The organism is Phenylobacterium sp. (genome assembly GCF_036495085.1).
GTDB lineage: Bacteria > Pseudomonadota > Alphaproteobacteria > Caulobacterales > Caulobacteraceae > Phenylobacterium.
In genome coordinates, this window is sequence record NZ_DASXNL010000132.1 from 12,994 (window position 1) to 39,159 (window position 26,166).

Annotated in this window: 23 protein-coding genes; 5 read left to right on the forward strand and 18 right to left on the reverse strand. The window is 68.3% G+C overall.

Annotated features, from left to right (window positions below):
• Positions 1-26: 26 nt before the first annotated feature.
• Both VGI62_RS14825 and VGI62_RS14830 read right to left on the reverse strand, forming a co-directional pair.
• Positions 27-2,543, reverse strand: coding sequence for an ABC transporter permease (locus tag VGI62_RS14825; protein ID WP_331505285.1), 2,517 nt, complete (start codon positions 2,541-2,543; stop codon positions 27-29).
• On the reverse strand, positions 2,540-3,238 hold the full coding sequence (locus VGI62_RS14830) for an ABC transporter ATP-binding protein (RefSeq protein WP_331505286.1): 699 nt from the start codon (positions 3,236-3,238) through the stop codon (positions 2,540-2,542). The genes VGI62_RS14825 and VGI62_RS14830 overlap by 4 nt, the downstream gene beginning before the upstream one ends.
• A 55-nt stretch (positions 3,239-3,293) precedes the next feature.
• Between VGI62_RS14830 and VGI62_RS14835 the strand changes: the two genes are divergently transcribed.
• Positions 3,294-3,953, forward strand: a complete 660-nt coding sequence (locus tag VGI62_RS14835) for an arylesterase (protein ID WP_331505287.1) — start codon at positions 3,294-3,296, stop codon at positions 3,951-3,953.
• Here the strand turns inward: VGI62_RS14835 and VGI62_RS14840 are convergent, their stop codons facing one another.
• The 10 genes from VGI62_RS14840 to VGI62_RS14885 all read right to left on the reverse strand — a co-directional run bounded on the left by VGI62_RS14840 (position 3,954) and on the right by VGI62_RS14885 (position 15,611).
• Positions 3,954-7,031, reverse strand: a complete 3,078-nt coding sequence (locus VGI62_RS14840; protein ID WP_331505288.1) for an efflux RND transporter permease subunit — start codon at positions 7,029-7,031, stop codon at positions 3,954-3,956.
• Between the two features lie 2 nt (positions 7,032-7,033).
• A complete protein-coding gene (locus VGI62_RS14845) occupies positions 7,034-7,945 on the reverse strand; it encodes a hypothetical protein (RefSeq protein ID WP_331505289.1) in 912 nt (303 codons plus the stop codon).
• Positions 7,942-9,285, reverse strand: coding sequence for a TolC family protein (locus VGI62_RS14850; RefSeq protein WP_331505290.1), 1,344 nt, complete (start codon positions 9,283-9,285; stop codon positions 7,942-7,944). The genes VGI62_RS14845 and VGI62_RS14850 overlap by 4 nt, the downstream gene beginning before the upstream one ends.
• A complete protein-coding gene (locus VGI62_RS14855) occupies positions 9,282-10,280 on the reverse strand; it encodes a YncE family protein (RefSeq protein ID WP_331505291.1) in 999 nt (332 codons plus the stop codon). The genes VGI62_RS14850 and VGI62_RS14855 overlap by 4 nt, the downstream gene beginning before the upstream one ends.
• 91 nt (positions 10,281-10,371) lie before the next feature.
• Positions 10,372-11,688: a sensor histidine kinase gene (locus VGI62_RS14860; protein WP_331505292.1), complete on the reverse strand. Its 1,317-nt coding sequence runs from the start codon at positions 11,686-11,688 to the stop codon at positions 10,372-10,374.
• On the reverse strand, positions 11,688-12,365 hold the full coding sequence (locus tag VGI62_RS14865; RefSeq protein WP_331505293.1) for a response regulator transcription factor: 678 nt from the start codon (positions 12,363-12,365) through the stop codon (positions 11,688-11,690). The genes VGI62_RS14860 and VGI62_RS14865 overlap by 1 nt, the downstream gene beginning before the upstream one ends.
• A 250-nt stretch (positions 12,366-12,615) precedes the next feature.
• Complete coding sequence (locus tag VGI62_RS14870; protein ID WP_331505294.1) at positions 12,616-13,350, reverse strand: phosphatase PAP2 family protein; 735 nt, start codon at positions 13,348-13,350, stop codon at positions 12,616-12,618.
• Positions 13,351-13,356: 6 nt separating this feature from the next.
• Positions 13,357-13,539, reverse strand: a complete 183-nt coding sequence (locus VGI62_RS14875; RefSeq protein ID WP_331505295.1) for a hypothetical protein — start codon at positions 13,537-13,539, stop codon at positions 13,357-13,359.
• A 115-nt stretch (positions 13,540-13,654) separates the two neighbouring features.
• Positions 13,655-14,800, reverse strand: a complete 1,146-nt coding sequence (locus VGI62_RS14880; RefSeq protein ID WP_331505296.1) for an L-lactate dehydrogenase — start codon at positions 14,798-14,800, stop codon at positions 13,655-13,657.
• A 58-nt stretch (positions 14,801-14,858) separates the two neighbouring features.
• A complete protein-coding gene (locus VGI62_RS14885; protein WP_331505297.1) occupies positions 14,859-15,611 on the reverse strand; it encodes a hypothetical protein in 753 nt (250 codons plus the stop codon).
• Between the two features lie 180 nt (positions 15,612-15,791).
• On the opposite strand from VGI62_RS14885, the gene VGI62_RS14890 reads away from it, so the two are divergent.
• Positions 15,792-16,121 carry a hypothetical protein gene (locus VGI62_RS14890; RefSeq protein WP_331505298.1) on the forward strand — a complete coding sequence of 110 codons (330 nt, stop codon included), beginning with the start codon at positions 15,792-15,794 and terminating at the stop codon, positions 16,119-16,121.
• Positions 16,122-16,148: 27 nt separating this feature from the next.
• On the opposite strand, the gene VGI62_RS14895 is transcribed toward VGI62_RS14890, so the two are convergent.
• From VGI62_RS14895 to rlmJ, 5 genes are all read right to left on the reverse strand, one after another.
• Positions 16,149-16,643: a cytochrome c gene (locus VGI62_RS14895; RefSeq protein ID WP_331505299.1), complete on the reverse strand. Its 495-nt coding sequence runs from the start codon at positions 16,641-16,643 to the stop codon at positions 16,149-16,151.
• Positions 16,644-16,692: 49 nt separating this feature from the next.
• On the reverse strand, positions 16,693-18,777 hold the full coding sequence (locus tag VGI62_RS14900) for an AsmA family protein (protein WP_331505300.1): 2,085 nt from the start codon (positions 18,775-18,777) through the stop codon (positions 16,693-16,695).
• Between the two features lie 57 nt (positions 18,778-18,834).
• On the reverse strand, positions 18,835-19,395 hold the full coding sequence (locus VGI62_RS14905) for a sugar transferase (protein ID WP_331505301.1): 561 nt from the start codon (positions 19,393-19,395) through the stop codon (positions 18,835-18,837).
• A 64-nt stretch (positions 19,396-19,459) separates the two neighbouring features.
• The gene (locus VGI62_RS14910; RefSeq protein WP_331505302.1) at positions 19,460-19,942 is read right to left on the reverse strand and encodes a hypothetical protein; all 483 of its coding nucleotides are present in this window, start codon (positions 19,940-19,942) and stop codon (positions 19,460-19,462) included.
• A gap of 98 nt (positions 19,943-20,040) precedes the next feature.
• Positions 20,041-20,859: a 23S rRNA (adenine(2030)-N(6))-methyltransferase RlmJ gene (rlmJ, locus tag VGI62_RS14915; RefSeq protein WP_331505303.1), complete on the reverse strand. Its 819-nt coding sequence runs from the start codon at positions 20,857-20,859 to the stop codon at positions 20,041-20,043.
• Between the two features lie 79 nt (positions 20,860-20,938).
• Between rlmJ and VGI62_RS14920 the strand changes: the two genes are divergently transcribed.
• The 3 genes from VGI62_RS14920 (at position 20,939) to VGI62_RS14930 (ending at position 24,158) form a co-directional block, all read left to right on the forward strand.
• Entirely contained in the window at positions 20,939-21,991 is a 1,053-nt protein-coding gene (locus VGI62_RS14920; protein ID WP_331505304.1) for a DNA topoisomerase IB, read from the forward strand.
• 117 nt (positions 21,992-22,108) lie between these two features.
• Positions 22,109-23,326, forward strand: a complete 1,218-nt coding sequence (locus VGI62_RS14925) for an LLM class flavin-dependent oxidoreductase (RefSeq protein WP_331505305.1) — start codon at positions 22,109-22,111, stop codon at positions 23,324-23,326.
• 4 nt (positions 23,327-23,330) lie between these two features.
• Complete coding sequence (locus VGI62_RS14930; RefSeq protein WP_331505306.1) at positions 23,331-24,158, forward strand: arylamine N-acetyltransferase family protein; 828 nt, start codon at positions 23,331-23,333, stop codon at positions 24,156-24,158.
• Here VGI62_RS14930 and VGI62_RS14935 read toward each other — a convergent pair.
• A complete protein-coding gene (locus tag VGI62_RS14935; protein WP_331505307.1) occupies positions 24,155-26,158 on the reverse strand; it encodes a TonB-dependent receptor in 2,004 nt (667 codons plus the stop codon). The genes VGI62_RS14930 and VGI62_RS14935 overlap by 4 nt on opposite strands.
• Positions 26,159-26,166 lie beyond the last annotated feature (8 nt).

The window sequence follows — 26,166 nt, forward strand, 5'->3', positions numbered from 1 at the left end:
CGGACGGCGGCGAGGTCGACCGTCCCCTACTCCGCTCGCAGGGCCGGCGCCGGCCGCTTTGAGAGCGCCTGGAAGGCCGCCAACAAGCCTCCTGCGCCTGCGACCAAGGCTGCCGCGGCCAGCAAGGCCGCCACACCCGCCCAATCCATGCTCCACTTGGCGTGGAACACCTTGACCACCACAGGCCAGGCGGCCGCGTACCCCAGAACCACGCCCGCAGCGCCTGCGATAACGCCGACGGCGCCATATTCCAGCACATAGGAGCTCAGGATCTGCGCACGCGAGGCGCCCAGCACCTTCAACGTCGCAGCTTCGCGCGTCCGAGCCTGTGCGCGCGCGGCGATGGCGCCTGCCAACACCAGGAGGCCCGCCAGGGCCGCCACCCCCGCGGCGCCGCGCACCGCCAACGCCAGCCGGTCGAAGAGGTCGGTGGCCGCTTCCAGCTGTTCGCGGACCGAGATCACGTTGACCGTCGGAAAGTCGCGGCCGAGTTGATGGGTCACAGCAGCTTCCTGCTCCTTCGTGGCCTTGGCGATGGCCACCTGCCGAAGGTTCGCACCCTCGACGGCCGACGGCGTCACCACCAGCGGGAAGCTCGCCCCGAAGCCGCCGAAATCGACCTTTCGCAGCACGGCCACGCGGGCCTCGATCTCACGGCCCAGCACAGATAGCGTGACCGCGTCGCCGACCTTTACGTCCTTGCCCTTGGCCACGTCGACATCCATGGCCACCAGCGGCGGGCCGGCGTAGTTGGCCGGCCACCACCGTCCGTCGAGAATGCCGGGATCATCCGGCCTCGCCCCGATGGCGGACATGGAGATGTCGCTGTCGTAGGCCCAACGGTCCTGGCGCGCGATGTGCTCAGCGACAACCGGCTCGCCGCGGACCCGGGTGATCCTGCCGGTGACGAAGGGTTCGCGCAGATAGGTCTTCTGGGTCAAAGGCTGCCCGAAAGCGTGGGCGACGGCGGCGTCGAACTGGGCCGCGCGGTCGCTCGGGATGTCCGTGAACACCAGCGCCGGCGCCGTGCGAGGCGCGACCTCGGAGACCTGGTTCAGCAACGCCGACTGGATCAGCACGACGGCTGCAAGCAGTGCCACGCCAAGCCCGATGGCCGGCGATGCGGTCCGCGCCGCCGAGTGCGGGCCCGCCAGATTGGCCAACCCTATGCGCACAGGTCCCCGAGAGCCCGCCCGCGCCGCGCCGGCAGCCCATGCCGCCCCCCGTCCCAGCAGCCACAGGAGGCCGAATGACACTGCAACGCCGGCGATCATGATCACTGCGGCGAGCTTGGTGGGCGCGGTGACCACCGCCATGGCGGCCAGGCCCGCGGCGGCGAGGACGGCGCCGATGATCTCGGGTCCGACTTTTACGCTCCCGGAGAGGTCGCTGCGGAACAGGCTGGCTGGCGGCGTGGAGCGGGCCCGTCCAAGCGGGACCAGCGAAAAGGCGGCCGCTGAGAGCAGGCCAAAGCCCGCGGCCTTCAGGAGCGGCCCGGGGTAGACGGCGAAGAGCGCCGGGATCGGCAGGCTGTTCTTGACGAGAGCTCCGAGCACCAGCGGCGCGGCCGCCCCGATCGCCAGGCCGATGGCGACGCCAAGGCCTGCGAGGAGGCCGATCTGGAGCAGGTAGATGTCGCGCACCAACCGGCCTTCGGCCCCCAGCGCCTTGAGCGTGGCGATGACCGGCTTGCGCACTTCGAGGTAGGCGCTGACGGCTCCGAACACGCCGAGGCCACCCGCCACCAGCGAGGCCAGGCCTATGAAACCCAGGAAATATTCCAGCTGGTCGATCAACCGGTGGATGCCTGGCGCGGCGTCCTCGCGGTCGCGAATGCGCGCGATCGCGCCAAGCTCGGTTCGCAGATGCGCCTTGGCGGCCTCAAGGGGGGCGCCGGGCCGCAGCGCCACGCGAGCCGTCTCGCCGAACGGCAGGCCGGGCGCCATGAAGCCGCCCTGTTCCACCGCAGCCAGATTGGTCATCACCCGCGGGCCCAGGGCGAAGCCTCGCGACAGCCGATCTGGCTCCTGCATCAGGACGCCGCGGACTTCGAGCGGCAGGTTGCCTGCCAGGAACCGGTCGCCGACCTTCAGATGGAGCCGATCGAGCAGGGGCTGTTCGACCACGGCTCCCGCAATCCCGCCCTTTGGCGCGATAGCATCCTGCAAGGCGCCGCCACCTGCCAGCGTCACTCGACCGGCCAGCGGGTAGCTGTCGCTCACGCCGCGCAGCTCGATCAGCCGCCGCTCCCCGCTCGGAGCCTCGGCCATGGCCATCGACATTGCGGCGTAGGACACGCGGCCCTCGGACTCCAGGGCGGCGCGCTCAGCCTTCTCGAACTGCCGCTGGCGGATGCTGACGGCCAGGTCGCCGCCGAGGATCTGGCTGGCCTGGCTGGCAAGGCCGCGACGAAAAGCTTCCGCCGTCGATCCTGCGGCGGCGATGGCGGCGACGCCCAAAGCCAGGCAGGCCAGGAAAATGCGGAACCCGCGGACACCGCCACGAAGCTCCCGCCCCGCAAATCGCAGCGCCAGCGGGATCATGCGGGGGTCAGGCTCTCTTGCGCCACACGTCCGTCGCGCAGCCGCACGGTCCGATCGGCGCGTCGCGCAAGCGCCTCATCATGGGTGACCAGCACCAGAGCGGCCCCGGTCTCGGCGACCAGGTCAAACATCAGCTCGGACACGTGAGCGGCGTTGGCCGCATCGAGGTTGCCGGTGGGCTCGTCGGCAAACAGAAGCGCCGGTCGGCTGGCGAGCGCGCGGGCGAGAGCCACCCTCTGCTGCTCTCCGCCGGAGAGCTGGTGCGGATAGTGCCGGCCGCGGGCGGACAGGCCGACCCGCTCCAACCAGGCCCGGGCCGTCTCCGTCGCGTCGGGCGCACGAGCGATCTCGAGCGGCGCTGCGACGTTTTCCTCGGCCGTCATGTTGGGCAGGAGGTGGAAGCTCTGGAAGACCAGCGACACCCGCCCGCGGCGAAGCCGCGCACGGCCGTCCTCATCCACGCCGGCCAGGTCCTGCCCGAACAGCAGAACGCGTCCACCGGTCGGCTGCTCGAGACCGGCCGCCACTGCGATCAGCGAGGACTTGCCCGATCCTGACGGCCCGACCAACGCCACACGTTCGCCGCTCGCCACCCGCACATCGAGGCCCCGAAGGATCTCCACCGGACCAGCCGCGGACGGCAGCGTGAGGGCGACATTTTCCAGGACGAGGGGATCTGCGGCGACTTCGGTCAATGACGGGCCTTCGGGCGTTGAGCGCAGAACACGATCCCTTAAATAGGACAGGCTCATGGCCGATACACGACCCCGATTCTTCCAAGCCTCCCGGATTTCCCGCCGCGGCGTGCTGATCGCGGGCCTTGCCGCCCTGCCCGCGAGGGCATTGGCGGCCCGCGGCCAGGTCGTGACCATCCTGGGAGACTCGATCACCGCGGGGCTCGGCTTGACCGCCCAGGCAGCGCTCCCCGCCCAGTTGCACCTCGCGCTCGAGAAGCTCGGCGTCCACAACGTGGTGCGCGGCGCGGGCGTCTCAGGCGACACCAGCGGCGATGGTGCGAACCGCGTCGACTTCAGCGTCCAGCCTGACACAGCCGTCGTCGTGGTGGCGCTGGGCGGCAACGATCTGCTGCAGGGGATCGACCCTCGAACCACGCGCGCCAACCTCGAGCGCATCCTCGTGCGGCTAAAGCAGCGTCATATGGGCGTCGTGCTCGCCGGCCTGCACGCCCCTCCGGAACTCGGCCGCGGCTATGCCCACGACTTCGACGCCGTGTTCACGGGCCTGGCCAAGGTTCACGGTGTCGTTCTCTACCCGGATCTCCTGGCCGGCGTCGGACGTAACCCGGCGATGAACCAGGGTGACGCGATCCACCCCAACGCGCGCGGAGTCCAGGTGATCGCCGCGAAGCTCGCGCCAGTTGTGGCGCAGGAACTGGCCAAGCGCCCCTGACTAAGCTTGCGCCGGCGCACGCCCGTAGCGCCAGGCCAGCGACGGCAGAAGCACGAGGCTGGCGATGGTCGAGGTGACCAGGCCGCCCAGTATCACGATCGCCATCGGCCCTTGGATCTCGCGTCCCGCCTGACCGGTCGAAAGCGCCAGCGGCAGCACGCCTAGGCCAGTGACCAGGGCCGTCATAAGGATCGGCGTCACCCGTTCCTGCGTTGCGATCATCACGGTGTTGAGCGACCAGTCGTGCCCTTCCTCGGCGATTAGCTGCTCGATGTGAGCCACCAACAGAATCGAATTGCGCGCGGCGACCCCGAACAGGGTCACGAACCCGACCAGTGAGCCCAGGGACAGGCTGCCCCCGGTCAGGGCCACGGCGATCACGCCGCCCATCAGGGCGAAGGGCGTGGCGCCCAGGATCAGCATCGTCGCCCGTCCGCTGCTGAACGCCAGCAACAGCAGCGCCACGACCCCGCCGACAGCGAGCGTGAGGTTGAACAGGAGTTCCTGGCGGGCCGCAGCCGCGCCCTGAGCAGTTCCGGTATAGTCGAGATAGACCCCGGGCGGCAGTTTCACCTTGGCGGCTATCGCAGCTTCGGCGGCTTTGGAGACCCTCGCCGTGTCGTCCGGCGCGGGGTTCGCGGTGACGACCTGCCGTGGCCGGCCGCCCTCGCGTGTCACCAGGGTGCGGCCCTCCGTGAGGTAGACCTTGGCGATGGCGCGAAGCGGCACCGCCGTGCCGCCCGACGAACGGATCAGCAGGTCGCCGACCGTCTCGGGATCCCGACGAAGCTCGGGCGGCGTCGTAACATCGACAGACAGTGTTCTGTTTTCTTTGAATATCTCTGCTGCGGATGCACCCTGATAGGCCGATCCGACAGCGTCCAGGGCCTCGGAAGGCGAAATCCCGAACCGGGCGAGCGAGGGGAGATCAAGATCGACGCGCACCACCGGCGTCGAAGGCGGCGTCTGGATCTGCACGTCTACCGCTCCAGGCACAGTCCTCAGGACGGCGGCCACGTCGGCGGCGACTTTGTCGAGAGTGTCGAGGTCGGCGCCGTAGATTCCCACCGCGAGCGCCGCCGTCTCGCCGGAGAGAGACTCCCCGATCCGGTCGCCCAGGAAGGTAAGGACTTCGGTCTTCAGTCCGGGATAGCCGTCCAGCACCTTGTGGATGCCGTCCTGGATCGCGTCCTGCTTGCGCCCCGAAAGCCCCGGTTTCAGCTCGACATGGAATTCGCTCTTCTCGGTGCCCCAGGTGTCCTCGCCGCCTTCGGCCCGCCCTATCTGCTGCTCGACGCTGCCGATCCCATCGATCGCAATCAGCTCTTTGCTGATCCGCTGTCCATAGTCTCGCATGACGCCCAGCGACGTGCCCGGCGGCCCCGAGACGCCGAGCACGAAATGGCCTTCGCGAAAGCTGGGGAGGAGCTCGGAATTGAACAGAACGAACCCCGCGACCGTCACGGCCAGCGCGACGGCGGTCGCGCCGAGCGCCAGGCCCGGCGCGCCGACCGCCCGCCTCAGGACCTGATGATGCCAGGCCTTCGTATGGCGCAGGAAGGGTGGCTCTCCGTGCACGGTGGCGCGCTGCAAGAGCAGCAGCGCGAGCGGCGGAGTGATCACCACCGCGACTGCCAGGGAAGCCAGCGTGGCGATGATGAACGAGGCGGCCAGGGGCGAGAAGAAGGCCCCTTGCAGGCCGTGCAGGAGCAGGACGGGCAACAGCACGAGGGCCAGCATGAGCGTCGCGTAGATGACCGGCGCCCGCACCTCGACGGAGGCAGCCAGGATGACCGCGCTCGGCGTGACGCCCGCAGCCCGCCCCCGCAAGCGACGCACGATGTTCTCCGTGCCGATCACGGCGTCGTCGACCACCACGCCCAGGGCGACGGCCAGCCCGCCCAGCGTCATGGTGTTGAGCGTCGAGCCCATGAGGTCGAGCACGATGACCGCCGTCAGCAGCGCCAGGGGAATGGAGATGAAGGCGATCGCTGCGGTGCGCAGGTCGCGCATGAACAGGAACAGCACCAGGGCGATCAGCACCGAGCCGATCGCTAGGTCGTCGCCGATGCCCTTCAGGGCCGAGGAGATGAAGTTCGCCGGCCGATGCAGGCTGGCGTTGACCGTCACGCCCTGGGCCCTCAACGCCGGTTCCATCTCGGCGAGCGCGGCCTCGACGGCGTGCGTCGCCTCCAGGGTGTTGGCGCCGTACTGGCTGGAAATGCTGAGGAGGACGCCGGGCCGCCCCATGATCAGCGCGTCGCCGTTGAGCTGCGCTGGGCCATCGACGACTTCGGCGACGTCGCCGATCCTGGCCGGCGCGGCGCCGGCGATGGCCGGCAGGGACACCGCCGCGATATCCGCAGCGCTCTGCACATTGCCTCGCGACTCGATGAGGATCCGCTGTTGCGGCGTGTCTATGTAACCGCCTCCCGCAAGGCCGACCGCAGCCTTCGCTGCGGCGAGCACATCGGCCAGGCTTAGGTCGCGAGCGGCCAGCGCCGCAGGCTTCACCCGGACTTCGATGCGCCGCTGCTGGCCGCCGTAAACTGTCGCCCGCGCCACGCCGCTGGCGGCAAGGATCCGGGGCCGGACCGTCCAGTCGACCAAGTCGCGAAGCTGCATGGGACTGAGCCGGTCGCTGGTGAATCCCACCTTGAGCAGGTCCATGGTCGACGACGTCAGCGGCGTCACCTTGGGCGCGGCGACCCCCGCCGGCATCTTGTCCACCTCGTTCAGCGCTTCCGACACCACCTGGCGGTCACGGAAGGGATCTGATCCCTGGGTGAAGTTCACCTTCACGATCGAGAGCCCGGCGATGGACTCCGAGCGCAGGGCCGCGACGCCTGCCGAGCCGTTGATCGCCTGCTCCACGGGTCGGGTGACGAGTTGCTCGACCTGTTCGGCGGTCAGGCCCGGCGCATTCGTCTGCACCTCCACCTGAGCCGGAACGAAGTCGGGGAACACGTCGAGCTTGGCGCGACCCAGGACGATACCGCCGTAGATCAGGAGGAGGATCGCCGCAGCCACCATCAACCGGGGCCGGGTCAGCGTCCAACCGACAATCCGTGAGAGCATTCTCAGTCGGCCTTGCCGGGCGCGGCGGTCTGGGCCGCGAAGAGTTGGGCCGCGCCCGTCGTCACCACCGGTTCGCCGGCCTTGAAACCAGACGTCACGAAGAGCCCTTCGGGATCGCTCAGTCCGGCGGTGACGGCGCGCCGTTCGAAGTCGCCGGCGCCGCGGCGGACGTAAGCGAAGGTCTGGCCGGCGGTGCGCAGCAGCGCCGCGCGTGGGATCAGGACGCCCTGCCCGTCTGCGCCGGCGGCGACGGTGGCGGGAGCGACGGTGCCCGCGCCAAGTTGCAGGGCCTGTGCGCCGCTCACCAGCGCAAGAACCCCGGTCGACTGCAGTCGGGGATCCCCGGTGCGGGTCGGGCCGAGGATTGTGGCCCGGGCGACCTGACCCGCCCCCAGGTCGATGGTCGCTGTCCCGGCGGCCCGCGACAGGCCGGAAGCCGCGTCGATCCGCACCAGGGCGGCGCGACCGGCGGCGATGTCGGCCACCAGCCTGCCACGGCGCGCGTCAGACAGCCTGGCCAGCGCCGGGCCCCATTCCATTCCGACTCGCCGGCGCAGCAACACGAGCTTGGCCGCGTCCGACCGCGCCTGGGCGGCTGCGGCTTCGGCCGCCTGTTTCGAGACGGTCTGGTCGGCGGCGTTGAGCGTTCGGGTCCGCGCGGCCTCGGCCTGCGAGGCGGCCTGGGCGGCGATCGCGGTGTTGATGTCGGCGTCCAACTGCGCCAACGGCCCCGGGTCGAGCACACGAGCGAAGCCGCTCGCCGTCGCCGCCCGGCGCGCGGCCTGCAGCGGCGTGGTGACGATCCCGATCCGGGTCTGGGTCGCCTGATCCATCTTCAGCACATCCGCCGGGGCGGCGAGCGCGCTACCCGCCGAGAGCAAAAGCGCCAAGACCCCGGCCCGCAACGCCGTCATGGTGTCCCTCCCGTCTGGGTGATCGCTGCCTGGATCGCCGCGGTCTCAGCTGGATCGAAGGATCGCCTGAGTGCGTCCTCGACGCCCGCCGCGGCGGTCGCGGCCGTATGCTGGGCGTCAAGCAGGTTCAGTCTTGCGTCAAGCACAGCGCCCCTTGCGGCCAATTCATCCACCCGATCGGCCTGACCCGCGTCGACCGAGCGCGCAGCGGCCGCTGCGGCGCGTTCGGCGACTGGCAGGTCGCCATCACGAGTGCGGCTAAGCTCCTTGCGGGCTTGCGAAAGCGCGGCCGCGGCCGAGTCGACCTCGGCGAGGGCGTTTGCTTGCGCCAGCTCCAGCGACCGACCCGCGGCCGCCCGGGCCGCTTCCGCCTGGGCGATGGCGCCACGATTGAGATCCCACGGTGGCAGCGCCAGCGACAGGCCGAACGGCAGCTTGGTCACCCCGTGATCATAGTTGTAGGCGGGGCCGAGGCTCACCGAGGGATATTGGTTGGCGATCTCCAGGCGGAGCGCGTTCTCAGCCAGGTCATAGTCTGCGATGGCCCTCAGCACGTCACGCCGCGACAGGGCCGCGTCGCGGCGCCAGTCGGCGAAGTCGCTCGGCGTCGCCGCCGCTGGGCCAGACGCAAGCAACAGCCCGCGCAGGGCCGGCGCGCTGACGCCGAGCGCTTTGGCAAGATCGAGGCTCGCAGCCTGCTGGCGTCCGACCGCCGCGGCCAGGCGGTGTTCGGCCATCACCACATCGCCCTGGGCTGTGACCGCCAGCGCGCGCGCATCCTGTCCAGCCGCCACCCGCTGCGCGAGCCGCTCGGCGCGCTCTCGCCGCAGGTTCAGGGCCTCGCCCGCCAAGCCGATCTCGGACGTCGCCGACGTGAGGTCGATCTGCGCTTTTTCCAGGCTGGTCCGAACGCTCCAGACCGTCTCGCCGTAGTCGTAGAAAGCCTGCAGGGCCTGCAGCTGGGCCGTCGTAATCCGCGTACTGCGACGCGCTCCAAGGTCCAGGGGAATGGCGCCCGCGCCGGTATAGCCCCAATGCGGAACCTCGTTTGCGTACTCGGCGGTAAGCGTCAGGCTGGGCCCCGGCGCCGCCTTGGCGGTTCGTACCGCGGCCAGGGCCGTCTGGTATTTCGCCCGCGCCTCAGCAATCTGCGGGTTATGCGCAAGCGCCGCGCTCAGAAGGTCCGCGCCCGTCCAGACCGCGCCCGCGGGCTTTTCGTCGAGCCGGCGGGCGTCGAGGGCGGGAGGGAACGTCTCGGGGTGTGGCGGAGCGGGCGCATAGTGCGCGCAGGCCGCCAGGCTGAGCGCCAGGCACGCGGCGCTGAGCCGAGCTGGCCTCACTTGCCGACGACGAGAACTTGGAAGGAGCCGGGCTCAAGGGTCGGTCGGCCGCCCGGCGTGGCCGGCGCTCCGAATTTTGCAGTCGGCAGGTAGAGGCGGCCTGTGCGCTCATCCAGGGCGATTGTCCGCGCTCCCACCTGGGTGGGCACGGTGTCGATGATGGTTCCCTTGCCGCCGGCGAAGGAGATCACCGAGAGCGTCCCGGCCCGACCGGCGGGTACGAAAGCCAGCTTCTGCTTTGGGTCGAAGGCGATGCCGTCGGCTCCCTTGCCGGTGGGAAGGGTCTGGATGACCTTGCCGGACTTCGCGTCCACGACGACGGTCGCTCCGTCGCAGGCGGCGATCAGCACCTTGTCCGCAGCATTATAGGCCAATCCCGTGGGGCCCTCGCAACCGGGCAGCGGGTAGCGCGCCAGGACCTTCTTCTGGGCTACGTCGATCGCGACGATCTCGTTCTTGTCCTCGACGTTGACGAACGCCTTTCCCGAACCGTCGGTCGCGGCGGCTTCCAGGTCGCCACCCACGTCAATCGTGCCGACAGCCTTGTGGGTCTTGGGATCGACGAGCGTCACCTGGCCGCCGGCGTGATCCATCACGAGGACGAGGCCGGTCTTGCTGTCAAAGGCCGCGGCGTCGGGGCCCTTGCCGGTCTCGACCGTAGCGACCGGCGCCAGGGACTTGGCGTTGATGAAGACCGCCGTCGCCGTACCGCCGTTGGTCACCAGCACCTCTGAGCCGCCATTCACCGGCATGGCGTCATGCAAAATCTGGCCCGGGCCGAAAGAGGATACCGCCTTCGTGGTCAAGTCGATGGCCATGACGTTGCCGCCATGGGTCACCAGCACGCGATTGTTGGTGGGATCGACCCGGACGTAGTCCCATCGGCCGTCGGGGCCGGCGATGCGATCGATGACGTGGTAGCCGGAGGCGGCCTGAGCGGCGGAGGTCACGGCCAATGCGGCGAGGCAACAGGCGGCGGAGCGTAGGACGGTCATGATGTGTTTCTCCCTCTTGGGCGCTGTCCTAGGCCTCAGGTGCTAGCGTGGCCATGTCAGCCAGATTGCGAAATCCCAATGTTGGGCGCGCTCAGCCCGGAACCGGGAACGTCACGCGCGCCTCCAGTCCCGGCTCGGCGGCGATCAGGCGGACCTCCGCGCCATGCAGCCGCGCCACCGCCGCCACGAGCGCCAGGCCCAGGCCGCTCCCGGGCGTCGAACGGCTCCGTTCGAGCCGGTAGAAGCGATCGAAGAGGCGTTCGCGATCCTGGCTGGGCACGCCGGGCCCATTGTCGATCACGGCCAGGGTAGCGGCCGACTCACCGCGCGAGGCGGTCACTCGAATGTCGGTTCCGGGCCCGGCGTGGCGCAAGGCGTTCTCCACGAGGTTGACCAGCATCTGGGTTAGGAGTTCCGGGTCGCCCACGACGGGTACGCTGGCGTCTCCCTCGAGCCGCAGCGTCTGCTGCGCGTCCTCGGCGGAAGGTGCAAAAGCCTCCACGACCGTGTGCCCGATCGCTGATAGGTCGCTGGACCGGAATGCGGCGCGGCGAGCCCCACTCTCGATCTGGGCGATCCGCAGGAGGCCGGCGAAAGTGTCGAGGATGGAATCCAGATCGACGAGCGCGCCTTCGAGGGCGTGGGCGCGATCGCCCGGGACCGCCAGGCCGGCCTCCAACTTCTGGCGCAGGCGGGTGAGCGGTGTCCTGAGGTCGTGGGCGATGTCGCTGGAGACCTGCTTGAGGCTTTCCATAAGCGTGGCGATGCGATCGAGCATACGGTTGAAGGTGATCGCAAGTCGGTCGAGATCGTCGTTCGACCCACGGACGGGCACACGCCGGCCCAGGTCCCCGTCAATGATCGCCTCGGCGGTGCCGGAGATGGCCGCAAGCCTCCTGTGCACGTCGCGGTTCAGCGCATAGCCGCCGACGACGCCAAGCACCACGACGCCCACGAAGGCCCAGGCAAAACCTCGCAACAGCGTCCCGTCCAGAACCTCGATCCGCTCCTCGTCATCGCCGACCAACAGGCGGTGGCCGTCAGGCAGGTTGACCGTCAGGATGCGAATTGGCTCAGCGGCGTTGTCGCGTGGCAGCATCGACCAGCCGATGGGAGTTCGGCTGGCGGCCAACCGACCAGCCAACGCCTCACCGGACGGCCCCTGCAGGCCATAGTCGACAGCTCCCGGCGTTCGATCGCGCTCGCGCACCGCCTCGACGACCCCGCCAAGGCCCTCAGAGCCGTATTCCTGGACGAGGGCGGCGGACTCCGTGGCGATGCGGGCGTCGAACTGCTGGGAAAGCGCATGACGGGTGGTGACCACCGTGATGGCCCCAAGGGCGACAACCGCCAGGGCGAAGGCCACCGTGTAGAACGCGGCCAGCCGCAAGGTCGTCGAGCGGAACATCAGCCCGGCTCGCGCAACACATAGCCCGCGCCGCGGACCGTGTGGATCAGTTCCACCCCGTGGCCGCGATCGACCTTTCCCCGCAGCCGGCTCATATGGGTCTCGACGATGTTGGTCTTGGGATCGAAGTGGAAGTCCCAGACACTCTCAAGCAGCATGGTTCGGGTGACCACCCGGCCGGCGTGCCGCAGCAGGTATTCGAGGATCTGGAACTCGCGCGGCTGCAGATCAATACGGCGGCCCGCGCGACTTACGGTGCGCTTGAGCAGATCGAGCCGCAGGTCGGCGAGCGCAAGTTCGGTACGCATCTCCTGGGCGGGAGGACGGCGCGCAAGGGCGTTCACCCTGGCCAGCAGTTCCGCGAAGGCGAACGGCTTTATGAGATAATCGTCGGCGCCTGCCTCAAGCCCTTCCACGCGATCGTCGATGCCGCCGAGCGCGGTCAGCAGCAGGACCGGCGTCTTGACGCCCGATGCACGGATCGTGCGGAGGATCCCCAGCCCGTCGATCTCGGGCAGCATCCTATCGAGGATGATTACGTCATAGGTCTCGCCGGCGGCGAGCATCAGCCCACTGCGTCCGCCGGTGGCGGCGTCGACCGTATGGCCGACCTCTGACAGGGCCCGCTTGAGGTATGCGCCGGCCTCCCTGTCGTCCTCGACGATCAACAGCTTCATAGGTCGGACTCTAGTCCCGGTATGGGTCTTCTGCTCGGGTTTCGAGCATCTTGGCGCCGATGTACGCCTGGCTCGCGGCCTTCAAGCCTAGCAGCGCGGGTTTCCAGGCCAATGGCCCCCCGATTGAGAATTCCCAATAGAACCGAGTTCCAGGTCGCGAGGTTCGCCTGCACGTGCTGCCCGGGCCCGGACGGGTTTCGGAACCGACGTCCGATCGTGCGGCGAACGTCGCATCCGGCAGACTCTGGCGCTATCGCGGGCCGGCGGGCCTGTGAACCCGCAGCAACGTCGTCCACGCCGCGAGCGCCCAGGCCGCGCCCAGCGACCAGCCGGCCAGAACATCGCTCGGCCAATGGACGCCCAGGTAGACCCGGCTGAAACCAATGGCGAGCACCAGCAACATGGCCAGGACATAGACCATGATTTTTGTGCCCCGATTTGGCTCGAGGCTGGCGATCAGCATCGCCAGGGTCAGGAAGGTTGCGGCCGACAGGGTGGAATGTCCGCTCGGGAAACTCGCCGAATAGACGTAGCTGCCATGTGGCACGAGGTCCGGGCGAGGGCGATCATAGATTAGCTTCAGCCCCTCGCTCGAGATGTCGGCCAGAAGGACGGTTCCCGCCAAAATGGCGGCGTGCCAGCGCCTGCGATGCATGAGAAAGGCAAGCGCGCCCACGAGCGTGACCATCACCACCACGGTCACTCCGCCGAGCCCGGTCACGTCGCGCATGGCCTCTTCAAACGAGCGCGAACCGATCGGATCACTCAGGTCGGCGGGATTGCGCAATGCCAGCAGAATATGCTTGTCGATCGCCAGGGTTTCCCCCTCGGCGACCTCCCCGGCGATGCCGAAAAAGGCCCAGAGCGCGCCCGCCGCGGCGATCACCAGTATCAGCGCGCGGCTTTCGATCCGTCTCAGTAGGTTTCGTAGGATTTCGGACATCGGCCCCTTGACGCTCAAGCGCCGCAGGAGGCTCTCACTCATCGCCGACTAACCGAAGGCCGCACCCTGGGTGGGAGCGGCCTGAAGCGTCAACTCCACGGCGGCCTCGGCCGCATCGCGGCTCTCGTTGGCGCCGCCGGCTACGATGACGCCGTCCTCGTCATAAACGCTCCACCGCCAGCCTTCCTCAACCTGGCTGAGCGAATAGGCGAAAGACGAGTCCTGGCGCATCGGGCCTTGCTCCACGCGTTTCTAACCCTGGCTCAACACGCGAGATCAGAAACTGGTTTCGCGGCGCCGCAGCATTCCGCACGACGTTCGCGCGATCGTGACCATGGAGCCGCGCTCAAGCCCCGAGGTCAAGCAGTTCGCGCCCGGCGTCGCGCACGTTCGCACAGCCGGTCAGGATCATCGCCACCGCCAACTCCGAGCGGAGGGTCCCCAGCATCCTGTCGATCTGCGCCTGGCCGCCGGCGCCCAATGCATAAGCCCAGGCGCGGCCCACGAAGCAGGCCTTGGCGCCCAATGCCATGGCTTTCAGCACATCGAGCCCTGATCGGACGCCGCCATCCATATAGACCTCAAGATCCGAGCCCACGGCCTCGGCGATGGCGGGAAGCGCCGAGATCGAGGAGCGAACTCCATCGAGTTGGCGCCCGCCGTGGTTGGAGACCACCAGCCCTTGCGCACCCGCCTTCACAGCGTCCCGGGCGTCGGCCACGTCCAGCACACCTTTGACAACGATCGGCCCGTCCCAGACTTCACGCACCCAATCAAGGTCCTTCCAGGTCACTGATCGATCGAAGTTTCGTGCGATCCATGACAGGTAGTCCGTCACTCTGCCCTTACCTTCGACCGCGGCGGCGACGGAGCCCAGGGTATGCGGCCGACCGTGCGCCCAGACATCCCAAAGCCAGGCCGGGTGGGTGATCCCGCCCCAGGCCTGGTTGAGCGCCCCGGACAGGCCGCTCGATCCGGTGAACCCTGAGCGTACGTCGCGATAGCGGGCGCCCGGCGTGGGCAAATCGACGGTGAACACAAGAGCCGGGCAGCCCGCAGCCTTCGCCCGGCCGAGCAGGTCGCGCATGAAGCCGCGGTCCTTGAGCACGTAAAGCTGGAACCACGGGGGTGTGCCGGTCGCCGCCACTTCCTCCAGCGAGCAGAGGCTGACCGTGGAGAGGCACATCGGGATGCCCGCCGCCGCGGCGGCTCGCGCGGCCTGGGTCTCGCCGCGCCGCGCGTACATCCCTGCCATGCCAACCGGGGCCAGCCCAATCGGCATGGAGAAGGCTTGGCCGAGGCTGACCACACTCATGTCCAGCTTGGACATGTCGCGCATCACCCGTTGGCGAAGGGCGATCGCCTCCATGTCGGCGACGTTGCGGGCCAGCGTCGCCTCCGCATAGGAGCCTCCGTCGATGTATTCGAAGAAGATCTTCGGGAGCCTGCGCCGCGCGAGCTCACGATAGTCCGAGACCGAAGCCGGGCGCACAGATTCCTCCCCAAATTCCCCGCGAAGTTGGAGCCCCAAGCGCCGGCCGACGCAAGCCTCAGGCGGAAACCGCGTCCGGCCGGGCTGCCGCAGGCTGCGAAGGCGGGCCCATCACGATCCACACCTGGTGGCCGCGCGCCAAGAGTTCGCCCTCGGCGGTGAAGAGCGCTACGCCAGCGCTCTCCTTGCGACCGTCTCGAACCAGCGGCCAGGCGCTGACGATGCAGGTCTCGCCGGCCTTGGGCCTGCGCACCACCTCGCCGGTCATGGTGCCGAGCAGCGCGCCATGGCGGCCTTCCTTGGCCACCCAGGCGAAAAACCCCGGGCAGTCCAGCGCCGCCCAGACAATCTCGCTCGGCGTCAGGCCATCGGCGTCGGCGAAGGCTTCGTGGGGCGTCCAGACGCAGGCCACATGACCCGCCGCGGCGCCTTCGACCTGGCCGGCGAACACTCGCAGACCGTCTCCCTCGGCGCGTTCCGGTCCGCAGGTGAAGCAGATCGGATGCACCCGCTGCTCGTGGGCGATATAGCGCGCCATAGCCTGGCGCGCCGCCTCGAGCGTCGGCGGCGGCGGAACATCCATGTCGAGCCGCGCGGCCTCACCGCGTCCGATCAGCGTCCCCTCGGCGTCGGTCATCACCGCCGCGCCGTCGGCAACCGCCAGGTCGAGAGCCGCATCGAGCGGAACGCGGGCGCGCAAGACGGAGGTCGTGGCTCCCTCGATGTCCCTCGCAAGGACACCGCACACATAGCCGCCGTTGCCGGAGTTGGGAGGCCCGCAGAATTGCTGGGCGATCATGATCTTGGCCAAAGGGAATCGCTCTTGGAATCAATCGATCAAATCAATGGCCTAGGCTTTTCCACGGAAGGCCGGCGCGGCGGAAGCCCAAATCGCGCTCCGCGACATTGGAGCCCGCCGCGGCGCAGGCTAGTTTGCGGCTCTCCCGCCTATGCGGGATTCGAACGTACGGGTTTTTGAGGAGGTATAGGGGTGAGCGAGCGGATGGAACGGCCCTGGGCCCTGATGCGCCACCACGCTGGCTGGGCGGACGTCTTCCACATCGAGACCGAAAGCGCCGATTCCATCACGGGCTTCTACCCAGACCGCGAAACCGTTGGGCCGCCGGTCAGCTATTCCGTGCGCGCCGTCCTCGCGCGCTTTGCGACCCTGGAAGCCGCTCGCGCGGCCCGTGAGGGCGCGGTCGCCGAATGGCGCAAGCACGACGCCGCCGTGCGGGACGCCGAGACCCAGCTTCGGGAAGCCGAAAAGGCCCGCGAAGACGCCTGGCTGAAGTGCCTGCGCGACGCGGCGATGCGCTAGGCCGCTGGCGGTCGCGCAGCCGCAAACCTAGTGCGGGTCGGGTCCGCGGTAGCTGTCGTGGCAGTTCTTGCAGGCCCCGCCAGTGGCTCGGACCTGGGCCTTAAGGGCGTCCATATCGCCAGCCGAAGCGATATCGGCCAGCCTTGCGGTCTCGACCTGGAACCTGTTCGCCGCCGCCTCGAAGCCCGCGGCGTCGGTCCAGACCTCCGGCTTAGCCGCCGTTTTCAAGCCGGTCTCGGGCCCACTGCCCTTCGGGAACCAGGTCGGCAGCGCTTCGCCGTTGGACTTCAACGTCGCGGTATTGGCGATGATCGCGGCCTTGTCCGGGGCGTCCTTCCTCAGTTCGTCGTTGATCGCCTTGAAGGCTGCGCCCTGGTCCTTGAAGTGGGCCTGGCGTGCGACGAGCGCCTTGCCGCCCGCCGTGGCGGCGCTCGAACTGATATCAGCCGCCAGGGCCATCCCCCCCGCCATGGCGAGGCCCAGCGTCGCGGCCAGGGCCGTCATGATCGTCTTCAGCGCCATGGCGCGTCCCTCGCAACGGATTAAACCCGAGTGGCCGGATGTGACGGGATCAAGGCTTCGCCGTCAACGGGCGGCTCGGCGGTTGGGTCGTCGTGACCGGCGCGCCCTGCGCCTTGCCCGCCGCAAGCAGGCTTGCGCAGTTGGCGTCCTTAGCCAGGCCGGGGTCGACGAACGGCAGCAGCGCAGCGAGCGGCGTCAGCAAGGCTCCCAGCACGACCGCAGCGCCGCCCTGGGCTATCGCACTGCCTTTTTCCACGCGCAGCTTGGGCGAAAGCATGGGCCCGGCGAGATCGATCGGGGCGGAGAGCCGCACGAGCTGAAACCTCTTCGGATGGCCTTTGACCCGGAACAGGAGGTGCTCGGTATCAAGGTTGACCGTTCCGACCCCGTCGATCAGCACCGGCTCGGTGTCAATCACCAGGCGATCGGCGTTAAGCACGCCACTTTTTGCGGTGAAATGAACAACCCCGCAGCGGATCGGCGTCGTCGTCCGGTCCTTGGCGAACAGCAGGCCAAGGCCTTTGATCACGTCGACGCCCGCCAACTCCGCCAGCGATCGGCGGATCTCGCCACCGGGCACGACGAACATCATCTCGCCATCGGCGTCACCCGCCGCGTCGTGCACGGAATCGCCGACGCCGTGCAGCCTGGCCCTGCCGACCAGCGCCCCGACAAACGGTGGGGCCCCTTCGAAGCGCACCGGCAGGAGATTTTCCAATCGAGCGTTGGAGAGCTTCAGGTCGAGGTCGGTCACCGCATTCTGCCCGCGTGCGTTCAGCTGGACCGAGCCCGTCACGCGGCCCTGCGGAAACTGGAACTCCACGGGGTCGGCCTTCAGCAGCCCGGCATCCAGCTTCACGCGCGCTGATCCCGAGCGAAGGTGCACCGGCGCCTGGGTGATGGAGGCGGCCTTGTAGGTCACGTCGGCGTCGAGATTGCGGATGCGTTCGAAATTCAGGGTGGCGGTCGGGAATATGCGCGCCTCGGCCTGCAGCTTCTGCGCGGCGGCGAGCTGCGCCGGCGAGGCAAGCTTACCGTGGCGCCGCGTCCCACCGAACAGCGCGCCGACGTCGCGGAAATCGAGGCTCTGCGAATGCAGCTCCCCGGTCAGGAACGGACGCTTGGCGCCGGTCTTAACCGAGAGCGCGCCCGCGAGGTCCGAGCTGCCGACCTTGCCGCCCACGCCGTCGAGCTTCCACAGATGCTCGTCGCGCGACAGGCGTGCGTGCAGCGAATAGGGCGGCGTATTTGGCAGCGGCACGCCCGTCAGGCCATAGAGGTCGGATAGGTCCGGCCCCGTGGCGTTTGTGTTCACATAGAACCGGCTTAGGTCGAATGGCTTCGGGACCGCGCCCGTTGCCACGACATGGGTGGCGCCGGCGCGGACGTCGGCGTCGAACGGATAGGGCTTGTTGCGATCGATATTCAGCAGCGGTCCGCCGGTCACCTGCAACTTGAACGGCTGTGCGTTCAGCGTCCCGTCGCCGGTCATCTGGAAGCCGCGGTTGTTCGCGCCGAGCCGTTCACTGGCCTGTACGATCCCGGAAAACGTGAGCTTCCGCTGGTCGTCGCGATAGTCGAGCTTGCCGTCATTGATCACGAACTTGCGGATCGGCGGCAGACGGACAGGCCGGTCCGGCTCGGATACGTCGGTAAAGTCCCAGGTCGCGCGTCCCTCCTGGTCGCGATAGAGCCGCGCCCGCGGCCGATCGAACTCCACCAGCCGCAGGTCCAGGTGACCATTCAAGAGCGGGATCAACCGAACCTGGACGGCGATGCGGTCGATGTCTGCAAAGTGGCCGCCGCCGACCTTTGCGGCCGCCTTGAGCGCCCAGGCCGGTTGGGCGATCTGGACGCCCTCGAGCGTTGCGCTGGGCTGCCAGGACCAGGGGTGGACCCGTAGGTCGCCGGTGATCGTCACCTGCCGATGCATCCGCGCCGAGGCGATGGAGGCGATGGCCCCGCGAAACCAGTTCCAGTCCCAGATGGCCGCCAGCGCCCCCGCGGCGACAGCCAGCGTCAGCAGAACCCCGCCGGTCCAGCGCAGGCGCCGCTTTCGACCATCCGCACGAGTTTCGGGCGCTATCTCGTCGCGACTGTCGGCTGCAGGTCTGGTGGCAGTCTCCGTGGTCAAGCGATCCGGCTCCGCTGCGTCGCCGGACCTAACGCATGACAGCGGTTTCGGCGCCCGTCAGTGCGTAATCCCGCGGCCCGAGAGCGCCGAAAGCGCGGTGGTTGCGATGATCTGCAGGTCGAAGAGCAGCGACCTGCGCTCCAGATACTCCCGGTCGAGCTTGGCCTTCTCCGGGATCGGCAGTTCGTCGCGGCCATTTATCTGCGCCCAGCCCGTCAGGCCGGGACGCAGGGCGTCCACGCCGGCTTTCGTACGCAGCGCCACCAGATCGTCCTGATTGAAGAGTGCCGGCCGAGGCCCCACGAGGCTCATGTCGCCCTTCACCACGCTCCAGAGTTGCGGCAGCTCGTCGAGGCTGGTGCGGCGCAGGAAACGGCCGAGTGGCGTGATCCACCGACCGGGGTCATCCAGCAGGTGGGAGGCCACGTCAGGGGCGCCTGTGGCCATGGTGCGGAACTTCGGCATGGCGAATAGGCGGTTGCCTCGTCCGACCCGCCGAGACCAGTGCAACGAGGGCCCGCGGCTGTCCAGCCGCACGGCGATCGCCAGACCGACCAGCACCGGCGACAGCACGATCAGCCCGGCCAGAGCGCAGGCGATATCCAAGGCCCGCTTCAAGACTGCTCCCTGCCCAAGATCGCGACCCTAGGCGTTGTAGGCGCAGCCGCGCGGCTACGCCAAGTCAGGTGGGCTTGGACGCAGGAGACTTCTTCAGCTTCGGCGTCATTTCGGCAACGACCTCCTTCGAAGCCTCGAGCGCCTTCTCAGGCGTGGCAGTCTCGGCTTCTGCGGCCTTGGGCTCGGCGACCTCCGCCGCCATCGCTTCAAGAACGGGCGAGATCGGCGCGGCCTCTCCGCCGACCGGCGCGACCGCCGCCTCGGCCATGGCCTCCACGATCGCCGCCGGCTCGGTTTCCCCGATCGCCTCCACTACCGGGCTGGCCAGCGTGGTGATCTGCGGCTCGATAGCGGCTTCGGCCTTGGTCGCGGCGCCGAACATCGCCTCAAGGTTCTCAGGTCGCGTCCAGCGGGTCATCCACCACCAAGCCGCCCCGCTCATCGCCGCGCCGGCGAACAGGCCCCATAGCGGCGAGCTCAGGCCAACGGGGACACGCAATAGGGCTTCAGGCTTGGCGAGCGGCTCGTTTCCGGGAGCAAACGACATGGCGGTCTCCTGCGTGAATTTGTGCGTCGCAACATATCATGCTGCAAGTTCTCGCAAGTGCGAAACCTGCGTGAAACCTAATTTGTGATCAGGCGACTCTAGAGCCCGTAGACGCGGGCCTCGCCGCCATCGCCCAGGGTCTCGGCAGTCCAGCCGCAGATCGCGCGGAGGTCATGCGCCATCCCGTGCGGCGCACCCAGAAGCACAAGCGCGCAGCCGTTCATCTTAAGGGGATCCGTCAATGGGCGCATGCGGGTCTCTGCGATCAGGAGCGGTGATGGGACCTCGTCCTCCAGGTCGCGCAGAAAACCATCGAAGGTCTCGAGATCCTTCAGTGGCAGCCAGACCAGCGCGCTCAGGGCCCGCTCGCGGCGCTGCAGGCGGGCGAGGACCTGAACGATCCGGGGGTAGTCATCCGGGCGCTCGAACGGCGGATCGATGAGCAACAGCGTCGGGCCGGACCTCGGCGCCTCGGCGAGCGCGGCGTCAAAGCCGTCGGCGAAGAGCGTCCGCACGCCGGGCCTGCCCGTCATGAGATCGTGCAAAGCGCGATGTTCCTCGGCGCGCAGCTCACAAGCCAGGTAGGTGTCGCCTGCCCTCAGCGCCTCGGCGATCAGCCAGGGCGATCCGGGATAGCGCCGCACAGCGCGGTCCCGGTTCAGGGCCAGGACCGCAGCCGTCAGGGCCTGGAACTGCGATGGGGCGTCCGAAGCCGCCATCAAACGGACTATGCCGGCTTGCGCCTCACCGGATTTCATCGCTTCCGGACCCGCCAAGTCGTAGAGCCCCCGCCCCGCGTGGGTATCGATCACCCGCAGCGAACCGTCACCGGCCATGGCTGCGAGCAATCTAAGGAGCGCGGCGTGCTTCACCAGATCGGCGAAATTCCCCGCATGGAAGGCATGTCGATAATTCAAGCTCTTGGTCCCTCCGGATCCGTTTGAGGAACCGCGCCGCCGCATACCACGTTGGCGAAGCTCGAGGGGAGGCTCCGTGATGGCCCTGGCCCTGTCCGACCAGAGCATACCGGTCGCGGAGCTGAGGGCTGCGCACCTCAGTTATGCGAGCGATCTCGACCCCGGCATCCGGCGCAAGAAGGCCGCACGCGGTTTCAACTACCTGGACGCCGACGGCAAACCGATCAGCGACCCGACAACGCTGGATCGCATCCGAAGGCTGGTCATACCGCCCGCCTGGACCGACGTCTGGATTGCGCCTAGCGAACGCAGCCACATCCAGGCCACAGGCCGCGACGTGAGGGGCCGCAAGCAATACCGCTACCATGAGCGCTGGCGGGAGGTGCGCGACAGCGACAAGTACGATCGGCTGATCGCCTTCGGCCGCGCGCTGCCGAAACTTCGCGCCCGGGTGAGCCAGGACCTTCGCCGCCGCGGCCTGCCGCGCGAGAAGGTGTTGGCAGCGGTGATCCGGGTCATGGAAATCACCCTCATCAGGATCGGCAACGAGGAATACGCAAAGACAAACAAGACCTTCGGCCTGACCACGCTACGCCATCGCCACGCCAGGATCGGCTCACGGACCGCGGCCTTCGAGTTTCGCGGCAAGAGCGGCAAGGTCCACAAGACCGGCTTCAGCGACCGACGTCTGGCTCGCATTCTCAAGGCCTGCCAGGACCTGCCGGGCCAGCGGCTTTTCCAGTACATTGGCGAGGACGGCGAACGACATTGCGTCGACTCCGCCGACGTAAACGCCTACCTGCACGACGCTCTTGGCGAGGAATTCTCCGCCAAGGACATCCGGACTTGGGCCGGCACCCTGGCCGCGGCCCGCGCGCTCGTCACCCTTGCGCCATGCCAAGGCGATGGAGAAGCCAGGAAGAACGTCGTCACTTGTGTGAAGGCGGTCGCCGCGCTGCTCGGCAATACCCCGGCGGTATGTCGCAAAGCCTATATCGACCCGGCCGTTCTGGAGGCCTACGAGGCCGGCGAGCTGGGCCTGAAGGCCACAAGGAGCGACCGCTCATTTGAACTGGCGGTGCTGGCGTTCCTTGAAAAGGCGCGCGACCGCGCTGCGGCGCGAGGCGCCTAGACCGCGCGTCCCCTGCGGCGGCGCGGGAGGCGCAACGCTAGCCTTCCGCCACGTCGGCCGCCTATGGTCACCGAAACAAGCGGCGCGGGGGAACCGCGCACGCTTCGGAGGAACATCATGCTGCCCCAGCGCCTGCGCTTCGGCGCTTTCATCGCGCCTTTCCATCCGATCGAGGAGAACCCGACGCTGGCGATCCAGCGAGACCTCGAGCTCGTCGAGTGGATGGACCGCCTGGGTTTCGACGAAGCCTGGATCGGCGAGCATCACTCGGCGGCCTATGAGCTGATCGCCAGCCCCGAGGTCTTCATCGCCGCGGCCGCCGAACGCACCAAGAATATCCGCCTGGGCACCGGGGTCTCCTCCCTGCCCTATCACCACCCGTTGATGCTGGCCGACCGCATCAACCAACTCGACCACATGACCCGCGGACGGGTGATGTTCGGCGCGGGCCCCGGGGCGCTGGTCTCCGACGCCTTCATGATGGGCATTCCGGTCGCCAAGCAGCGTGACCGAATGGACGAAGCGCTGGGCTGCATCGTGGCCCTGTTGCGCGGCCAGGAGGTCACCCACAAATCCGACTGGTTCGAGCTCGACAAGGCTCGCCTGCAGATGACGCCATACTCGCGGCCAAGCGTCGAGATCGCCGTGGCAAGCCAGGTATCGCCGACCGGCGCGAGGGCGGCGGGCCAGCACGGCCTTGGCCTGCTCTCGCTCGGGGCCACGTCCACCGCGGGGTTCAACGCACTCGCCTCAAACTGGGCCATCGCCACGGAACAGGCGGCCGAACATGGCAAGGCGATGGACCGCAACGGCTGGCGGCTCGTGGGCCCGATGCACATCGCCGAGACCCGCGAGCAGGCGATGGAGGACATCCGCTTCGGCCTGGACAAGTGGATCTACTACTTCCGCGAGATCGCAAACTTGCCGATCGTCCCCGAGGGCGATGATCCGGTGAAAGCGATGGTGGACACCGGCCTTGCCGTGATCGGGACGCCCGACGATGCGGTCCAGCGTATCCAGCAACTGGTCGACGAGAGCGGCGGCGGTTTCGGCGCCTTCCTGTTGATGGCCCACAACTGGGCCAACTGGGGCGCTACCAAGCACTCCTACGAATTGATGGCCCGCTATGTTTTCCCGAAGTTCCAGAACCTCAACGACAACCGCCACGCCTCGATGAGTTGGGTGAAGGAGAACAAGGAGGAATTCACAACCCAGGTCCGCGGCGCCGTGGGCGCGCGGATCGTCCAGCACATGATGGAGAAGGGTGCGCAGAACATCCGCCCGGAAATCGTGGCCCTGATCACCGGAGCAGCAGCGCCACCCAAGGCCGAGTAGGCGGATGGACCTGGAGGCCTATTTCGAGCGGATCGGCTTCCGTGAGGAGCCGCGGCCGGATCTCGTGACGCTAAAGGCGCTGCACCGCGCCCACTTGCAGGCTGTCCCCTACGAGAACCTCGACGTCCAGTTCGGCCGTCCGCTGACGACAGATCCCGCGGAGGCTGTCGAAAAGATCGTCGCGCGCCGCCGCGGGGGGTGGTGCTACGAGATGAACGGCGTTTTCGGCGCCGCCCTGACCGAGATCGGCTTCAAGGTGACCGGGATGGCGGGCGCGGCCATGCGCGAGCTGATGGGCGACATCATGATCGGCAACCATCTGGTCCTGCTGGTCGAGATCGACGGTCAGCACTGGATCGCCGATGTCGGCTTCGGCGACGGATGCCAGGATCCCATCCCCCTTCGCCGGAGCGCTATCAACATCGGCGGCTATGCGTTTCGCCTGGAGGCCTTGGATGAACGGTGGTGGCGATTCCACAATCATGAGTTTGGCGGCGCGCGCTCGTTCGACTTCGTCGTCGAGCCGGCCGATCCCGACCTTCTGGCTGGCCGCTGCGAGTGGCTGCAGCAAGACCCGACATCGCCTTTCGTGCTTAACCTGATCGTTCAGAGGTTTCGCGCGGACACGATCCTGCAGCTTCGCGGCCGCGTGTTCCGCACGGTGACACCGCGCGGCGTCGAGACCCGCCTGCTGCGCTCAGCTGACGAGCTGGTCGCCGTGCTGGCTTCGGATTTCGGCCTCGACGTCCCGGAAGCTGCCGGCCTCTGGCCCCGAGTCGTCGCTCGCCACGAGGAGGTTTTGGCCGCTGCCGAAGCTGGCCAGAACGCCTAGCGGCGGTAGGAGAAGCCCACTCGGAACGTACGCGGCTCGGAATAGCTATCGACGAAGTCAGCGGTCTTGCCGGTCGAGATTTTCGCATCGGCGAGGTTGTCCACGGCGATGTAGAGCTCCTGATCGGGGGCCAGCGACCAGGCCGCTCGCGCGTTGAGCTCCGCGCCCGGCGGCAGGCGTCTGAGGTTCTGGTCGTCTTCGAACTGGTCGCTCACATACCGCAGCTGACCGCTGATGGTGAGTTTCTCCCGGGCCCGCCAGTCGAGCCCCGTGGTGACCGTCCACTCCGGTGTCTGCGCCGGCCGCAAGCCGGTGAGTTGCGGCGCGCTCGATCCGCCGTCGACGCGGGCGTGGGTGTAGGCGAACGCGGCCCGCCAGCTCAGCGCTGTCGCCACCTCGCCTGAAGCCTCGCCCTCAACGCCCCAGGCGTCGATCTCGCCGGCGTTCTGCCGCTGGCGCAAGGTGCCCCCGGCCGGAACGAAGCCCGCGATCGGGAACGTGGCTGGCCCAACGCCGAGGGTGACGTTGGTGATCGGGTCGTTGAGCTGATTGTAGAACAACGTGGCCTGCCAGTGGACAAGCTCGTCGCCTCCCACGCCCCCCTCGATACCGTAGAGCTTCTCGGGCGTAAGCAATGGGTTGGCCTCGGTGACGTCGTTGCCCACCCGGAATGGCCGGTGCAGCTCGTTGATCGTCGGCGCGCGGAAGCCGGCATAGGCGGCGCTCCGTAGCCAGAGGTCCGGCGTCAGATTGTAGCGAACCCCGACACGGCCGGTCGGCAAGGTTCCGGACGCATCGGGCGCCGACGAATTCAGCGTCGTGACACCCGTCGCCAGGACGTATTCGTGGCGCTGAGCGTCGCTGGAGGTCCACTGGTCCAGCCGCACGCCGCCGGTGACGATCCAGGGGGCGGCGTCGTAGGCGCCTTCCAGGTAAGCCCCGCCCACGAAGGTGTGGCCGCCTGCGTCGCGGCCCATGGCGAAGGCGCCGTTGACGAACTTGAACTGCTCGTGATCGGTTCCCCGCGCCCAGCGGGCGTCGGCCCCGAGCTCCCAGGACGCCTGGCCCCACAGTCCCTGGAGCGCGGCGTTCAATCCGTAGCCCGTCGCGGGGGTGGAGTATTCGTTGTTGGCTGGCGTGGTCGTCGAGCGGTCCGGAGACACAGCGACCGAAGTGTTGAGCAGGTCGCTGGTGCGCGCCCAGGCCTGCAGTCGCCAGCCACCAACGCCGGTGGCCGCTGGACGCGCCAGGGTAAAGGTCGCCGACGAACCTTCCGCCTTGGAACGCGCGCCCTCGAGGCCGGCGCCGCGCCGTTCCTGGAAGACGCCCACCCGGGCGGCGGCATCCACGCCCTCGAAGTCGTGCTGCGCCCTGAGCGCAATGGATTGGGCTTGCAGGGTCAGGGGCTGATCCGCCGCCCCGGCAGCCGGACCGCGCACCGGGGTGTAGCCATCCGTCGTCTCGGCAGCTGCAGTGACCAGCACGTCCGTCGTGCCGCCCGAGATCGCGGCGCGATAGCTGCCGCGCTCCCCGGCGAAGACGTCCAGCGCCGACAGCCCATCGCGCGCGCCGCGTTCCTGAAGGGCGATAACCCCTGTGAGCGCGCCCGCGCCATAGGGCCCGGCCCCTGCGCCACGGGTGATGTTCGCGCCTTCCAGACCTTCGGAAGGCAGGGCGGTCCAGATCACCCAGCCGCCGAACGGATCGTTCACCGGCGCCCCGTCGAGAGTCACGAGCGCACGGCCTGCGCCCGACCCTGCGATGGCCCGCAAGGACACGCCCTGGGTCGTCGGGTTGGCGGAAAGCGATGTGGTGCGGCGGAACAGCGAGACTCCAGGCACGCTTTCGAGGGCCTGGTCGAGCCTTGGGGTCTGCTTGAAAATTTGCGGCCCGACCTGCACGGCGCTGAATGCGGCGTCGCCACCAAGCGGGCTGAGCCTCGGCGGGTAGACCACCACCGTTTCAACCGTCGGAGCGGGCGGCGGCGTGTCGGCGAACATGGAACAGG

Bases quoted from the DNA above. Each gene is read 5' to 3' on its own strand.
- VGI62_RS14895 (WP_331505299.1), bottom strand. From the start codon at position 16,643: ATGGCGCTGAAGACGATCATGACGGCCCTGGCCGCGACGCTGGGCCTC.
- VGI62_RS14825 (WP_331505285.1), bottom strand. From the start codon at position 2,543: ATGATCCCGCTGGCGCTGCGATTTGCGGGGCGGGAGCTTCGTGGCGGT.
- VGI62_RS14870 (WP_331505294.1), bottom strand. From the start codon at position 13,350: ATGAGTGAGAGCCTCCTGCGGCGCTTGAGCGTCAAGGGGCCGATGTCC.
- VGI62_RS14855 (WP_331505291.1), bottom strand. From the start codon at position 10,280: ATGACCGTCCTACGCTCCGCCGCCTGTTGCCTCGCCGCATTGGCCGTG.
- VGI62_RS14845 (WP_331505289.1), bottom strand. From the start codon at position 7,945: ATGACGGCGTTGCGGGCCGGGGTCTTGGCGCTTTTGCTCTCGGCGGGT.
- VGI62_RS14865 (WP_331505293.1), bottom strand. From the start codon at position 12,365: ATGAAGCTGTTGATCGTCGAGGACGACAGGGAGGCCGGCGCATACCTC.
- VGI62_RS14860 (WP_331505292.1), bottom strand. From the start codon at position 11,688: ATGTTCCGCTCGACGACCTTGCGGCTGGCCGCGTTCTACACGGTGGCC.
- VGI62_RS14840 (WP_331505288.1), bottom strand. From the start codon at position 7,031: ATGCTCTCACGGATTGTCGGTTGGACGCTGACCCGGCCCCGGTTGATG.
- VGI62_RS14875 (WP_331505295.1), bottom strand. From the start codon at position 13,539: ATGCGCCAGGACTCGTCTTTCGCCTATTCGCTCAGCCAGGTTGAGGAA.
- VGI62_RS14930 (WP_331505306.1), top strand. From the start codon at position 23,331: ATGGACCTGGAGGCCTATTTCGAGCGGATCGGCTTCCGTGAGGAGCCG.
- VGI62_RS14935 (WP_331505307.1), bottom strand. From the start codon at position 26,158: ATGTTCGCCGACACGCCGCCGCCCGCTCCGACGGTTGAAACGGTGGTG.
- VGI62_RS14910 (WP_331505302.1), bottom strand. From the start codon at position 19,942: ATGTCGTTTGCTCCCGGAAACGAGCCGCTCGCCAAGCCTGAAGCCCTA.
- VGI62_RS14925 (WP_331505305.1), top strand. From the start codon at position 22,109: ATGCTGCCCCAGCGCCTGCGCTTCGGCGCTTTCATCGCGCCTTTCCAT.
- VGI62_RS14920 (WP_331505304.1), top strand. From the start codon at position 20,939: ATGGCCCTGGCCCTGTCCGACCAGAGCATACCGGTCGCGGAGCTGAGG.
- VGI62_RS14835 (WP_331505287.1), top strand. From the start codon at position 3,294: ATGGCCGATACACGACCCCGATTCTTCCAAGCCTCCCGGATTTCCCGC.